Source organism: Actinokineospora sp., from assembly GCF_050699995.1.
Classification (GTDB): domain Bacteria; phylum Actinomycetota; class Actinomycetes; order Mycobacteriales; family Pseudonocardiaceae; genus Actinokineospora.
In genome coordinates, this window is sequence record NZ_JBOHGC010000539.1 from 1 (window position 1) to 13994 (window position 13994).

Here is a 13994-nt window from a genome sequence, read left to right on the forward strand (position 1 = left end):
CCGCCACTCGTCGCGCGTGCGCAGCATCGCGGCCGCCCCACCCGCGGCGAGCACCGCTTCGGCGACGTCGTGGGCCCGCCAGCGCGCCACCTCGCCGGGGACGTCGTCGCCGAGGACGGCGCGGACGGCGGCTTCGTGGTGGGGGTAGTTGCAGTGCAGCTTCACCCAGCCGTCGGCGGCGCGGTAGTCGCCCGACAGCGGGGCCCAGGTGTCACCGGGCGAACGGCCATCGACCAGGACGTGCCGCTCGCTGCGAAACGCGGCGGCCGCGTGCCTGACGTCGGTCGAGACCAGGCCGGGGTCGGTTCCCCGCTCCCGCAACAGGTCGGCGGCCGCCACGGTGACCCGCTCGACGCAGCGCGCGGCTGCGTGGGCTACCCGGAACGGGCCGGGCAGGATGTTCTCGGTCATGTCCCTCCCGCCTCCGGCAACCCGCTCGACGGCGATCCCGACGCGGCGGGCGGTCGGTGACGCGATGAGCCAGCTGTACTCCGTCGGACGGTGTTGACGGTCAGGGCAGGTTCGCGACCAGTTCGGCTGGGGGTACGCGGGTGCCGGTGTAGAACGGGATTTCCTCGCGCACGTGCAGGCGGGCCTCGGTGCCGCGCAGGTGGCGCATGAGGTCGACGATGCGGTGGAGTTCGTCGGCCTCGAAGGCGAGCATCCACTCGTAGTCGCCGAGGGCGAACGAGGAGACGGTGTTGGCGCGCACGTCCGGGTAGTCGCGGGCTTCCTTGCCATGGTCGGCGAGCATCTTGCGGCGCTCGTCCTCGGGCAGCAGGTACCACTCGTAGGAGCGGACGAACGGGTACACGCAGATGTACTTGCGTGCTTCCTCGCCCGCGAGGAACGCGGGGATGTGGCTGCGGTTGAACTCCGCGGGCCGGTGCAGGGCGACCTGGCTCCAGACCGGGGTTGAGGCCTTGCCGAGGGCGGTGCGGCGGAAACCGGTGTAGGCGGCCTGCACCTGCTCGACTTCCTCGGCGTGCCACCAGATCATGTAGTCGGCGTCGGCCCGCAACCCGGCGACGTCATAGACGCCGCGCACGACGACGCCCTTGCTGTCGAGGCCCTCGAGGTAGTCAGTCACCTCCGAGCCCGCGAGTCCGCGGTCGTCGGGCAGGCGACCGGGTTCGATGCGGAACACCGACCACATGGTGTAGCGGATGGTGTCGTTGAGCTCGGTGTAGTTCAGGCGGGCCATGGGTTCATCGTCTCATTCGCGGGTGAGCGTGTGCAGGTGGGCAGCGACACGTCGGGCGGCGGCCTCGCCGGTCCCGATGCACGCGGGGATCCCGACGCCGTGCAGGGCGGCGCCGGCCACGGCCAGGCCCGGGTGGGCGGCCACAGCCTCCTCGATGCGGGCCACGAGAGCGGTGTGGCCGACCCCGTACTGCGGGAGGCCGCCGCCCCAGCGGGTGACCACGGCGTCGATGGGCGGGGCGGTGACGCCGGTGAGGTCGAACAGGTCGGCGCGGACCAACCGCACCAACTCCTCGTCATCGGCGCGAAGGGCACCGGGGTCACCGAAGCGACCCACGGAACCCCGAACGACGACGGCGTCGAGATGGGACCACTTGGTGGCGGAGTAGGTGAAGGCCTTGACGGCGAACGGAGCGCCATCGGACCGCCGCTCACCTGCGCCGACCAGGATGCCGGAGGTGCCGGGCAACTCGGTGCCTTCGGGCAGGGCCAGCGCGACCACCCCGACCGACGCCACCTCGATCCGCGAGTAGGCGACGGAGGCGACTGGCACCACTCCGTCGAACAGCTTGCGCGCGGCGGGTGGGGGCACGGCGACCACGACCGCGTCCACATCAAGCACCGGCTCCGCAGGCTCATGCCCGGGCGCGGCGGCACCGAGGACCAGCCGCCACCCATGCTCGCGCTTGATCAGTTCCCGCACCGGCACGCCAAGCCGAACGTCGACATCGCGCGCCAACCGCTCGACCAAGGTGCCGAGTCCAGTGCGAACAGTGCCAAAAACCGGAGCACCGCTCCCACCCGGAAGCACCGCTCCGGAACCGGGAGCATCGCTCTCTGACGAGAGCACCGCTCCGGAACCCCGCGAACCACTCCTCACATCGGACGCCTGCTCCGAAACGAGAGCACTGCTCTTCCCGCGAGAGCGGTGCTCTGAACCGAGAGCACTGCTCGCCGCGGTGAGCACTGTTCTGGCGGCGGCCGTGAGTGATGTCGCGCCCGCGTCGAGGGCGGCGGCGATTTGGGGCATCGCCGCCCGTAGACCGAGGTTGTCGATGCTGCCCGCGTACACCCCGCCAAGCAGCGGGTCGATGAGCCGGTCGGGCAGTTCGTCGCCATACCGGGAGCGCAGCAGGGCTCCCAGGCCGATGTCCGAGCCCTCCAGCCGGATCGGGGCGAGCGTCCGCTCCGCCGCCACCCGGTCACGGCCCTCATCGGACAAGACTTCCGCCACAGCGGCCGGGTCCGCTGGGATGCCCAGCATCGTCCCGCCCGGGATCATCCGGGTCACCCCGCCCGCCCGCACCGTCGAGCGGGCTCCACTGGGATGGGTGATCTCCAACCCCAGCTCGTTGATCAGCGCCGTGGCCTCCGGCCTGCGAGCCAGGTAGGCCTCGGCGCCCACGTCGTAGCGGATGCCGGCGAAGTCGATGGTGCGGAGTTTGCCGCCGAGGCGGTCGGACCGTTCGATGACCGTGATCACCGCGTCCGGTCCCAGGAGGACCCGCAGCCGGTGCGCGGCGGTCAGGCCGGCTATGCCGCCGCCGATCACCGCCACCCGCACGGCGCTCACCGGGTGGAGCCGTGCACCAGGTCGACAACCTTGGTCAGCACATCCGGGTCCGTCTCCGGGAGCACCCCGTGGCCCAGGTTGAACACGTGCCCCTGCGCCGCCTGGCCCTCCGAGATGATCCGCGCGACCTCGCGCCGGACGACCTCGTCGCCCGCGAACAGGGCCGCCGGGTCGAGGTTGCCCTGCACGACCGGGCCGGACTCGAAGCCCGGCACGGCGGCGAGACGCGAGACCGCGGTGTCCAGCGGGGTACGCCAGTCGACGCCGACCACGTCGGCCCCCGCCTCGCGCATGGCGCCCAAGAGGTGACCGGTGCCGACCCCGAAGTGAATCCGGGGCACGCCGGCGTCGGCGAGGCCGGACAGCACCTTCGACGAGTGCGGCAGGACGAACTCGCGGTAGTCCTTGAGCGACAGCGCGCCCGCCCACGAGTCGAACAGCTGCACCGCGTCGACGCCGGCGGCGAGTTGGGCGCGCAGGAACGTCATGGCGATGTCGGCGAGCCGGTCGAGCAGCGCGTGCCACGTCGCCGGGTCGGAGTACATCAGCGCCTTGGTGCGCTCGTGGTTGCGGCTCGGGCCGCCCTCCACCAGGTACGACGCCAGGGTGAACGGCGCCCCGGCGAACCCGATCAGCGCGGTGTCGCCCAGCGCCGAGGTCAGCAGCCGGACTGCCTGGGCGACCGGCTCGACCTGCTCGGCATCGAGCGTCGGCAGCGCGGCGACCGCTTCGGCCGAGCGGATCGGCGAGGCCACGACCGGGCCGGTGCCCGCGACGATGTCCAGGTCGACCCCGGCGGCGACCAGCGGCACCACGATGTCGCTGAACAGGATCGCCGCGTCCACGCCGTGCCTGCGCACGGGCTGCATGGTGATCTCGCAGACCAGGTCCGGGTCGAAGCAGGCGGCCAGCATCTTGGTGCCCGCCCGCAGTGCCCGGTACTCGGGCAGCGAGCGGCCCGCCTGGCGCATGAACCAGACCGGGACCCGTGCGGGCCGCCCACCTCGGGCGGCCACCAGGAACGGCGACTCGGGCAGGCTTCGACGGGCGGACTTCGCCGGGGACCTCACGGCGGTGTTGATGTCAGTCATCGCCCCGCCATGGTCCCACGACGCGGACTCGCGGCGGTCGAGCGGGAGTCGAATCGGGCAATGTCACACTCGCTGTGGCGCAATCAAGCGTCAAATACTCGGCGCGCCGTTCCAACTCACTGACTCGGGTGGTCTTACAGTTACCAGTCGTGACCGGAACGTCGACAGCGCCTGAACTCTTCAGGCAGGCCGTCGAGGCGCTGAAGTCGCTGCGACCTCGACCGGAGCTGCAGCTCGCCGAGGTCCGCCCGCCGCAACGGCTGGCGCCTTGGGCGTTCGCGATCAGCGCCGAGGCGGTGGGCCCCGCGGAAGTCCAGGCGACCGGCCGACTCATCCTCCTGCACGACCCGCAGGGCCAGGAGGCGTGGGAGGGCGTACTGCGCGTGGTCGCCTATGTCCGCGCCGAGCTTGACGCCGAACTGGCCGACGACCCGCTGCTGCCCAGCGTCGGCTGGTCCTGGCTGACCGACGCGCTGGCCGCCTCGGGCGCGGAGTTCACCGCGCTGGGCGGCACCGTCACCGACACCTCCTCGGCCCGGTTCGGCGACATCGCGGGCCCGGCCCGGGTCGACGACCTCGAACTTCGCGCTTCCTGGACCCCGCGGACCGGTGCCCTGCGCGCGCACGGCGAGGCGTTCTGCGACCTCATGGCCAGCGTCGTGGGACTCCCGCCGGTCGGTGTCGCCCTTTTCGGCCAGCGAACCGGAGACTGAGCGCGTTCGCTCAACGCGCGGTCACTCGACCCTCTAGGGTCGGCTGACATGCGAATGACGTGCATTTCCCTGGCCATCCTGGCCTACCTCGGCGCCCTCGCGGGCGTGATCACCACCGCCGTCCTGGGCGGCGAGAACAGCACCAAGCCGGTGGAGATCGCCGCGGCCATCGCGGTGTCCCTCGCCTGCGCGTTCATGGCGATGGGCGCCTCGCTCGGCGCGATGGCGTTCCGGCCGACCGGCGCGGAGCCGCAGCGCGCGCCGCAGAACATGCCGATGCAGTACCCAGGCCAGGCCCCGCAGTCCGGGCCGATCCCGCAGCAGCACCCCGCCGCGCCGGGGCAGTGGCCCGGTCAGGTCTGACAAACGCGACGGCGGCCGGTGCGCTGGGCACCGGCCGCCGTCGTTCACTCACCTGATTACTTCTTGCGTTCCTTGGTCTCGAGCGCCGAGCGGGTGCAGACGTCGCCGACGTCCACGGTCTGGCCGCGGTCGGCGTAGACCTCCGCCAGGCCCACGAGCCTGCCGCGCTGGTCGCTGCACGTCAGGGTGTAGGGCTCCTTCGGGCCGTACGTGGTCGGCAGCGGCGAGAAGAAGTTGACGTTCATGTTCGACCAGTCGTCCGGCGTCGCCGGGTCGCCCTGCTCGTAGTTGACCATCACCGCGGTGTAGTCACCCGCGGGCGGGTCGAAGAGCACCGCCTTCTCCGTCCGCGTGCCACCGCTGGCCGACGAGCTGACGATGTTGCCCGCCGAGTCGAAGATGTAGAGGTCCCAGTCGGTGTCGGCGGTGCCCCACTCGACGGTGACCTCCATCTTCCCGTTGTCCACCGCGGGCATGCCGTCGATGTGGAACGGGATGCTCTCGGCGGTCATGTCGGACGGGAAGTTGGTGTTCTCCGCCGGGATGCCCGCCGGGTTCGCCAGCGCGATCGGAGCCTGCGCCGGGCCCTGCGGGTCGCGGCCGTAGCGGCCCGCGACGTACGGACGGGTCGACGGGTTGACCGCCCAGCTGAACCGGCCACCCTGGCTGAGCAGGTCGGCCTTGATCACGTCGGCGACCTGGATGGGCTCCTTGACCGAACCGTCCGGCTGCACGACCGGCGAGGTCGGCGTCTGGAACGCCTTGCGCACCTGCAGCTGGTAGCCCTTCGGCGCGGTACCGGTCAGCGTCGCGTGGGTGGTCGAGTCGGCGGCGTTGGCCAGCATGTCGATGAACGCCTGACGGTTGCCGCCCTTGCCCGCGCCCGCGGCCGGTGCGAGGCCCGCGTACTCGGCGACGACGCCGTCGGCGAACGGTCCGTGGAACTCGTTGGGGCCGACCTCGAAGGTGAAGCCCCAGCCACCGGTGGCGAAGTACGACCAGTCCTCGGTGGACCCGGTGGTGTCATAGAGCGCCCACGACGGCTGGCTGGTGTAGCCGTTGCGCGAGGCCATCTTGTCGCCGAGCGCCTTGTAGGCGGGCTCGTCGAGCGGCGGCCGGACGTCGGCCACACCGGGCACGCGCAGCACCAGGTTCGAGTAGGTGTGCAGGGTGATCAGGTTGGTCACCTGGCGGTTGGAGACGATCGAGCGGACGTTGCGGGTCTCCGGCTCCGAGAAGGGGCCAGAGCCGCGGAAGGTGTCGCTGCTCCACGCCGTCGACGCGCCCGCGCCGCCCCAGAAGCCCGCGTAGTTGCGGTTGGGGTCGGTGCCGCGCAGGCGGCCCGCCGGGTTCGCCTTGCAGACGCCGGTGCGGAACGCCTCCGGGGAGTCGTTGACGTTGCAGTTCTTGCGCTTCATCTCGTAGTCGAAGCGGCTGAAGTCGCCCTTGGGCTCGGCTTCACGGGAGATGTTGAAGCCGTCGGGGTTGACGATCGGCACCACGATGTTGCGGGTCTTGCCGACCAGCGTGCGCAGCTCACCGCCCGCCTTGTAGCCCTTCGCCAGCTCGATGGCCCACTCCATGGCGTGCTCACCGGCGGGCCACTCACGCGCGTGGTGGATGCCCATCGTGAAGTTGACGGCCTTGCCGTCGCGGATGTTCTCCACGTTCGAGGCGATCTCGACGCCGACGACGTCGCGGCCTTCCCAGGTGGGCTCGGGCAGCGTGAAGGCCTTGACCAGCCCCGGGTTCTTGCGGGCCAGCTCCTTCATGTCGAAGTCGTACTCGTAGTGGCGCCGGTAGGACGTGCGCCCGGAGGGCAGCACGGAGTCCGCGACCTTGGCCGCGTACTCCTTGTCGGCCTTGGCGTTGGCGATCGAGCGCGCGGTCAAATCGCCCTGCACGACGGTCGACTTCATGCCGCTGGAGCGCAGGGTCTCGCGGTCGGCGTCGTTGGCGAGGACGACCTCGACGCTGGTGGCGTCGGCCTTCTCGGTGACGTCGAGGCCGAGCGCGAAGAGCCGGTCCTTCTGCTGCTTGTTCGGGGTCTCGACGCGCACGACCTCGGCGCGCTGGACAGCCTGGGTGGCCCCGCCCTGCGCGTTGAGCGCGAGGAAGTCGACGCCGAGGGCGACCTGGCGCGAGGTTCCCGCGTAGCGGCAGACCTGCACGACCAGCTGCTGCCCCTTGGTCACGAAGCTCTCGGCCAGCTCGGAGCTGCGCAGCGCGGCGGAGGCGGACACGACCGCGCCGGTCGCCTTGTCGAACACGGCGACGTCCCAGTCACCGGTGCCCATGCCGTGCGGCTTGAGCCGCGCCTGGACGAGGCCGTCGACCGTCGAGGTCACCTCGCGTCGGTCCGCGCCGCGGGTGCCCGCGGGCAGGGGCTTCTCGAAGCAGGACCGCGCGACGGCGAAGTCGCTGCGCAGGATGTTCTCCTCCGCGCCGGCCGGCGTCGAGGTCAGGCCGATGACCACCGCCCCGCTGAGTCCTACCGCGGCGGCCACCCGCCACGCCGGTACACGTCTGACTGAAGAGCTCACGCCCGTCTCCTCCCAAGATCCGCCGCCACCCGCAAACGTGGCGGCAGCGTGACGCTAACCACGTCATCAACAGAATTGACGGTTTACCAGTTGCCAGATCAACTTGAGTGGACGTCTGGTGGAGTCGGTGCGTCCAGAGGGCCCACGACGGGCCCGATACCGCCACGAAGACGAAGAAGTTTTTACCTTTTGCCAGTTATTCGTTCGGCGATGCCACCCGTTCGGCCCAACGCAAAGCGCGCAGGACGTTACGCCCAGCAACCTTGGCGCAGTCGTCCTCACTCCACCCGGCGTCCAGCAATGCGGCGAACAGCGCCGGATACGTGCCCACGTTCTCCAGGCCCGCGGGGAAGACCGCGCAGCCGTCGTAGTCGCCGCCGACCCCTATGTGGTCGACCCCGACAACGTCGCGCGCGTGCTCGAAATGGGCCACGACCTCGGACAACGTGGCTTGCGGCTGATCGTGGCGGCCTTCCCACGTGTCGCAGAACCGCTCGCGGGCGGCGAGGTCGGCGTGCTTCTCCCCCGCCTGTTCCATGGCCGCGGCGAGTCGGTCGTCCCACTCGGCGATGGCCGGGGAGATGAACCGCGGAACGAAGGTCACCATCAGCACGCCGCCGTTGTCCGGGAGACGTTTCAGCACGTCATCGGGCACATTTCGGGGATGCTCGGTGACCGTTCGGCAAGACGAGTGACTGAAGATGACCGGCGCGGTACTCACGTCGAGGGCGTCGCGCATAGTCGTCGCGGCGACGTGGGAGAGGTCGACGAGCATGCCGAGGCGGTTCATCTCGGCGACGACCTCGCGACCGAAGTCCGACAGGCCCCCGACCTGCGGTTCGTCGGTCGCGGAGTCCGCCCATTGGGTGTTGTCGTTGTGGGTGAGGGTCATATAACGGACCCCTAGCCGGTGCAACGCGCGCAGGACACCGAGGGATTCCGCGATGCAGTGGCCACCCTCGGCACCCAGCAGGGAGGCGACCCGACCGTCGGCGAAAGCGGATTCCGCCTGGTCAGCGGTGTAGGCGAGGCGCAAATCGTCGGGGTAGCGAGCGGCCAGGCCGTGCACGATCTCGATCTGTTCGAGGACCGCGGTGACGGCGGAGTGGCCGGTCAGCTGACAGGGGACGTAGACCGACCAGAACTGCGCGCCGACGCCGCCGCGACGCAGTTTGACCAGGTCCGTGTGCAGGTCAGGCTGTTCGACGGAGAGGTCGGTGCCCGCTACCGCGGCGCGGGGGGCGGGCCCCCATTTCTCCCGGAGCGCCCACGGGAGATCATTGTGTCCATCGACCAACGGCGTACTGGCGAGAAGTCGCCTAGCGCGGTCGGATCCAGGGCTCTTCACTACCCCTGACCTCATTCCATCGTGTGACCGTGTACATCCGTTACGTCACCATTCGGTGAGTCACCCAATCGTGGGACATTCACGTCCCTCAGTCACAACCCGATCGGATACTTACCCGATTGATCGTCCCGCTAACCCGCTTGGGCGGCTAGGCTGCCTTCGTCGACACCACTTTCGGTCCAACGGCGCGGCTGTTTGGTCGAAAGTCCCAGTGCCGGTCGGGGGGCAACGACCGACTCCAGGGAGGTAGTGACGTGGCTGCCGTCGGCTTAGGTCAGGCCGTTCGAACCACGCCAGCCGGCTCATTGCCGGCGAACATGGTCCCGCACCCGCGGGAAGAGTTGTTCTCAGTGCTGGTGGTTGACGACCACCCACTGTTGAGGGAGGCGATAGCCGCCCGGCTCACGCAGATGGGCGCGGGCACAGTGCACGAGGCCGCCACGGTGGCCGAGGCAAGAGCGCGAGCACAGGCCACTGGTCCGTGCGACCTCGCGATTCTCGACCTCGGGTTGCCTGACGGTAGCGGGATCGAGCTCGTCACGGAGCTCCGCAGCCACGGTTGGCCGCGGATCGTCGTGCTGGCTTCTTCCGACGACCCGTACGCGGTGCGGTCGGCCTTCCAAGCAGGCGCTCAGGCGTACCTGCTGAAGTCCGCTTCACCGGTCGTGGTGACCGACGGGGTTCGACGGGTGCTCGAAGGCGGCGTCTACGCCGACCCGAGTGTCGCGCCGGTCCTCGCCACGGGAACAAGGGTCCCGGGCACCGACAACACCCCGCGTGAGCTTTCGGCTCGCGAGGTGGAGGTGCTCCAGCTCGTCGCTGACGGGCAGTCCAACAAGGAGATCGGCGAGGCGCTGAACCTTTCGGCGCTCACGGTGAAGTCTCACCTCTCGCGGATCGGCCGGAAGTTGGGCACGGGCGACCGCGCCCAGATGGTGGCTCTCGCCATGCGGGCGGGCGTCATCCGCTAGACAACAGCGGTCGTGTGGCTGGGCTGGGCATGGCCCAGCCACACGACTGCTGCTGATCTAGCGCGATCTTGTTCCGTCGTGCCGTAGGGTCATTCGCCGTGACTACCCCCGGACCAGGACCCAGCTCAGGCTCGGCAGCCATCGACCCCGCTGCTCCGGCTCCGGTGCTGCTCACCGAACCCCGAGACGGCACCCCCGACGTCGTGGCCGACGCCGACGCCCTGCGCCGCGCGGCCGAGCGCATAGCCGCCGGTTCCGGCCCCATCGCCGTCGACACCGAGCGCGCGTCGGGCTACCGCTACTCCCAGCGCGCCTATCTCGTGCAGATCCGCCGTGAAGGCTCCGGCACGTGTCTCGTCGACCCGGTCGCGATCAACGACGAGATCGACCCCCTGATCGACGCGCTCGACGCGGACGAGTGGGTGCTGCACGCCGCCTCCCAGGACCTGCCGTGCCTGGCGGAGCTGGGCCTGCGGCCGCGCAAGCTGTTCGACACCGAGCTGGCGGGCAGGCTCGCGGGGTTCGACCGGGTCGCCCTGGGCACCCTCGTCGAGCTGCTGCTGGGCTATCACCTGGAGAAGGGCCACGGCGCCGCGGACTGGTCGCGCAGGCCGCTGCCGCTGGACTGGCTGAACTACGCCGCCCTCGACGTCGAGCTGCTCGTGCCGCTGCGCGACGCGCTTGAGGAGGAGCTGCGCAACCAGGGCAAGCTGGAGTGGGCCCTGGAGGAGTTCGAGGCGCTGCGCACCGCCGGGCCACCGGCGCCCCGCAAAGAGCCCTGGCGGCGCACGTCGGGCATCCACAGCGTCCGGACGGCCCGCGGGCTCGCGGGCATCCGCGCCCTGTGGGAGGCGCGGGACACGATGGCCCGCGACCGCGACATCGCGCCGGGCCGGGTCCTGCCCGACAGCGCCATCATCCAGGCCGCGTCGGTCAACCCGGCCGACGAGCACGCGCTGCTGCAGCTGCCGGTGTTCAAGGGACGCGCCCAGCGGCGGCTGGCGGGTGTCTGGATGCGTGCGCTGCGCGCGGCGGCCGAGCTGCCCAAGTCGGAACTACCGGACCCGTCGCCGCCCAACGACGGACCGCCGCCCGCGAATCGGTGGGCGGACAAGTTCCCGGAGGCGGCGGCCCGGCTCTCGGCCGCGCGGACGGCGCTGACCGCGATCGCCGAGGCGAACCGGCTGCCGATGGAGAACCTGCTGCAGCCGGACCTGGTGCGGCGCACCTGCTGGCAGCCGCCTGCGGAGACCGACCTGGACACGGTGATGGAGACGCTGCGCGCGGGCGGGGCCCGCGAATGGCAGATCGGTCTGACCGCGGACGCGCTCGCGACCGCCTTGCGGGCGAAGCCCGCCACTCCCGCTCCTGGGACCTGATCCCCTGCTGTGGGATGCACCCGTGACTGTGGTCACTAAAGGTGACCAAGAGGCTCGACAGTCTCCCCAATGGACCGGTTACCCACCCCGTCGAGTCAACTTGTGCAGAATCTTTGCGGAAGCAGGGTTGAGAAGCTAAGTTTGACCTCACTCAAGCCTGGAGTGACGATGCTGCTGACTTTTCGGGTTCGAAATTTCCGTTCATTTCGAGATGAACAGGAATTTTCACTTATCCGCAGTCGCCGCATTGCGGCCCATCAAGATACCCAAAATACCGGGCGGATAGGCCCCAGCACGGTCGCCGGAATCTACGGGAGTAACGCATCCGGGAAATCTAACATACTAGATGCGCTCGCCACCATGGCCAGCATGGTGGCAGATTCGTATGCGAAGTGGCAACCCGATTCATTAATGCCTCATGAACCGTTTGCACTCGATCCTGATCTCGCCCAACAAAACACCACCTTCGAAGCCGAAGTTCTCATGGACGAGGTCCGCTACCAGTATGGGTTCGAGTTCAATTCCACCCGCGTCGTTCGAGAGTATCTTTACGCTTACCCGACTGGACGTAGGCAGACCTGGTTCGAGCGCGAGTTCGACGGAGTAGAAGAATGGTATTTCGGCAAAGGTATGACCGGCCGAAATCGTGTCATTCAAGAGATCACCAGGGAAAATTCTCTCTTTCTTTCGGCGGCCGCCTCCGCGAAGCACAAGCAGCTAGGATCACTCTACGCGCTCTTCGCTCGCAACATACGAATGGCTAGTCCTGAGAATTTCGACGAACGCCTGCGTTTCACAATCGCCGAACTGGAGAGTCAACCCGCGCTTGCGGAACAACTTACCAAGTTGTTGCGAGCATCCGATCTTGGTATTCGCGACATTCAAGTTCGACACAGGGAACTCACACCCGAGGTGCGCGAGAAACTCAGAATGCTCACCGAAGCAATGTCTGCAGATCTCTTGTCAGACACAAAGTACCGGTCAGACGAATTGCTGGAAGAAGCATTCAGAGCAGTGACTTCCTCAGTGGAACTCTCCCACAGCGGAAGCATAGGGCATGCACCAATTCCACTGCCTTTCAGTTCAGAATCACTGGGGACGCGAGCACTTATCGCACTTGGTGGACCAGCACTGGCCTGCCTGCGCAACGCGCACACCATGTTGGTTGACGAAGTCGACGCCAGTCTCCATCCAAGGCTGGTTGTCGAGTTGATCAAGCTATTCAATTCCGCGGAGACAAATCCGTATGGCGCACAGTTGATCTTTACCAGCCACGATACGACTTTGCTGGGAAACCTTGTAGGAGATGCTGCTCCACTGGAGCGAGATCAAATCTGGTTCGTTCAAAAAGATGCAGACGGGGCGTCTTCGCTTTATCCATTGACCCACTTTAAACCGCGTCGTCTAGTACGGCAGCCGCAATGTGTGATCACGGTCGGCGTGTCGTGATCACGGTCGTGGAGATGACGTGATCCACTGCGCTGCGTGGTGGATCTCGAAGAGGACGCGGTGTCCGCGTCGTTGCCGGTGCTCGATGATCGTCTAGCCCGGTGGCAGGCCGGGTTCGATGACGTGTTCGCGTTGGTGGCTGGCCGTTTCGCGCAGGCGGACTCGCGGCGTCGGGCCCGGATGTACGTGCTCGGACTGCTCTCGGGCGCGGAGAGGAAGAACTCCTGGACGCTGGCTGAGCAGGCCGGTGATCTGACCCCGGACGGCATGCAGCGGCTGCTGAACTTCTACCGCTGGGACGCCGAGAAGGTGCGCGACGACCTCCGCTCCTACGTGCTGGAACACCTCGCCGACAGTAGCGGGGTGTTCGTGGCCGACGAGACCGGATTCCTGAAGAAGGGAACGAAATCCGCTGGCGTGCAACGGATGTACTCCGGGACTGCAGGTCGGATCGAGAACTGCCAACTCGGCGTGTTCCTGACCTACGTCTCAGCCAAGGGTCGGGCGTTGATCGACCGCGAGCTCTATGTTCCGGTGTCGTGGACCGATGACCGTGAGCGCTGCGCTGAGGCCGGGATCGGCGACGAGGTCGAGTTCGCGACCAAACCCGTGCTGGTCGCGCGCATGCTGGGCCGGCTGCTCGACGCTGGGGGCGCCGTGCCGTGGTTCACCGCGGACGAGGCCTACGGCGACAACCCGGGATTGCGGACCTGGCTGCAGGATCACGACCTTGACTACGTCATGGCGGTCTCCTGCGATGCCACGTTCACCACCCCGACCGGCCCGGCACGGGCCGACGCGCTCGCAGCCCTGGCGCCACGCAAGGGCTGGCAACGCCTCTCCGCGGGTGCGGGCAGCAAAGGTGACCGGCTCTACGACTGGCTGCTGCTCGATCCCGGCGCCGACACGCACATGCTGATGGTCCGCCGCTCGATCAGCACACCGACCGAACTGGCCTACTACATCTGCCACACCCGCCACCCGGTGCCCGTCGCCGAACTCGTCCGCGTCGCCGGATCCCGTTGGGCCGTCGAGGAAACCTTCCAATTCGCCAAGAACGAAACCGGACTCGACCACTACCAGGTCCGCAAATACGACGCCTGGTACCGACACATCACCCTGTCCATGCTCGCCGCCGCGTTCCTCGCCGTCACCGCCCACACCGAACGCCAACGAGACCAAAAGGGGGAACCAGACCCGGACATGAACACCTGATCCCGTTGTCCTGCAACGAAATCAGACGACTCTGGGCCACCCTCGCCCGACCAACCCACCCCGAAATACACACCGAACACTGGTCACACTGGCGCAGACTCCACCAAACCAGAGCCCGCCGAAGCCACTACCAGCGACAACGCATC

General features: G+C 68.3%; 11 protein-coding genes and 1 pseudogene. 6 read left to right on the top strand and 6 right to left on the bottom strand.

The window, feature by feature from the left end:
• The 4 genes and pseudogenes from ACRDSQ_RS26485 to hemE all read right to left on the bottom strand — a co-directional run.
• Positions 1-411 (bottom strand): annotated as a pseudogene (locus ACRDSQ_RS26485) (CoA transferase); the annotation flags it as partial.
• A 100-nt stretch (positions 412-511) separates the two neighbouring features.
• On the bottom strand, positions 512-1204 hold the full coding sequence (gene hemQ / locus ACRDSQ_RS26490) for a hydrogen peroxide-dependent heme synthase (protein ID WP_431424693.1): 693 nt from the start codon (positions 1202-1204) through the stop codon (positions 512-514).
• Between the two features lie 12 nt (positions 1205-1216).
• Positions 1217-2767: a protoporphyrinogen oxidase gene (gene hemG, locus ACRDSQ_RS26495; protein ID WP_431424702.1), complete on the bottom strand. Its 1551-nt coding sequence runs from the start codon at positions 2765-2767 to the stop codon at positions 1217-1219.
• Positions 2768-2772: 5 nt separating this feature from the next.
• Positions 2773-3867, bottom strand: coding sequence for a uroporphyrinogen decarboxylase (gene hemE / locus ACRDSQ_RS26500; RefSeq protein ID WP_431424695.1), 1095 nt, complete (start codon positions 3865-3867; stop codon positions 2773-2775).
• A 149-nt stretch (positions 3868-4016) separates the two neighbouring features.
• Here hemE and ACRDSQ_RS26505 point away from each other — a divergent pair, with 149 nt between their 5' ends.
• Positions 4017-4580, top strand: coding sequence for a DUF3000 domain-containing protein (locus ACRDSQ_RS26505; RefSeq protein WP_431424697.1), 564 nt, complete (start codon positions 4017-4019; stop codon positions 4578-4580).
• 48 nt (positions 4581-4628) lie between these two features.
• The gene (locus ACRDSQ_RS26510) at positions 4629-4943 is read left to right on the top strand and encodes a hypothetical protein (protein ID WP_431424699.1); all 315 of its coding nucleotides are present in this window, start codon (positions 4629-4631) and stop codon (positions 4941-4943) included.
• Positions 4944-4999: 56 nt separating this feature from the next.
• Here the strand turns inward: ACRDSQ_RS26510 and ACRDSQ_RS26515 are convergent, their stop codons facing one another.
• A complete protein-coding gene (locus ACRDSQ_RS26515; RefSeq protein ID WP_431424704.1) occupies positions 5000-7450 on the bottom strand; it encodes a M14 family zinc carboxypeptidase in 2451 nt (816 codons plus the stop codon).
• A gap of 232 nt (positions 7451-7682) precedes the next feature.
• On the bottom strand, positions 7683-8849 hold the full coding sequence (locus ACRDSQ_RS26520) for a dipeptidase (protein WP_431424700.1): 1167 nt from the start codon (positions 8847-8849) through the stop codon (positions 7683-7685).
• A gap of 239 nt (positions 8850-9088) precedes the next feature.
• Here ACRDSQ_RS26520 and ACRDSQ_RS26525 point away from each other — a divergent pair, with 239 nt between their 5' ends.
• The 4 genes from ACRDSQ_RS26525 to ACRDSQ_RS26540 all read left to right on the top strand — a co-directional run bounded on the left by ACRDSQ_RS26525 (position 9089) and on the right by ACRDSQ_RS26540 (position 13848).
• Entirely contained in the window at positions 9089-9805 is a 717-nt protein-coding gene (locus ACRDSQ_RS26525; RefSeq protein ID WP_035282988.1) for a response regulator, read from the top strand.
• 140 nt (positions 9806-9945) lie between these two features.
• On the top strand, positions 9946-11184 hold the full coding sequence (locus tag ACRDSQ_RS26530) for an HRDC domain-containing protein (RefSeq protein WP_431424706.1): 1239 nt from the start codon (positions 9946-9948) through the stop codon (positions 11182-11184).
• A gap of 168 nt (positions 11185-11352) precedes the next feature.
• On the top strand, positions 11353-12633 hold the full coding sequence (locus ACRDSQ_RS26535) for an AAA family ATPase (protein WP_431424707.1): 1281 nt from the start codon (positions 11353-11355) through the stop codon (positions 12631-12633).
• Between the two features lie 78 nt (positions 12634-12711).
• The gene (locus tag ACRDSQ_RS26540) at positions 12712-13848 is read left to right on the top strand and encodes an IS701 family transposase (RefSeq protein WP_431424709.1); all 1137 of its coding nucleotides are present in this window, start codon (positions 12712-12714) and stop codon (positions 13846-13848) included.
• Positions 13849-13994 lie beyond the last annotated feature (146 nt).

Coding starts and splice junctions, on each gene's coding strand:
- hemQ (WP_431424693.1), bottom strand. CDS start 1,204: ATGGCCCGCCTGAACTACACCGAGCTCAACGACACCATCCGCTACACC.
- hemE (WP_431424695.1), bottom strand. CDS start 3,867: ATGACTGACATCAACACCGCCGTGAGGTCCCCGGCGAAGTCCGCCCGT.
- ACRDSQ_RS26510 (WP_431424699.1), top strand. CDS start 4,629: ATGCGAATGACGTGCATTTCCCTGGCCATCCTGGCCTACCTCGGCGCC.
- ACRDSQ_RS26520 (WP_431424700.1), bottom strand. CDS start 8,849: ATGAGGTCAGGGGTAGTGAAGAGCCCTGGATCCGACCGCGCTAGGCGA.
- ACRDSQ_RS26535 (WP_431424707.1), top strand. CDS start 11,353: ATGCTGCTGACTTTTCGGGTTCGAAATTTCCGTTCATTTCGAGATGAA.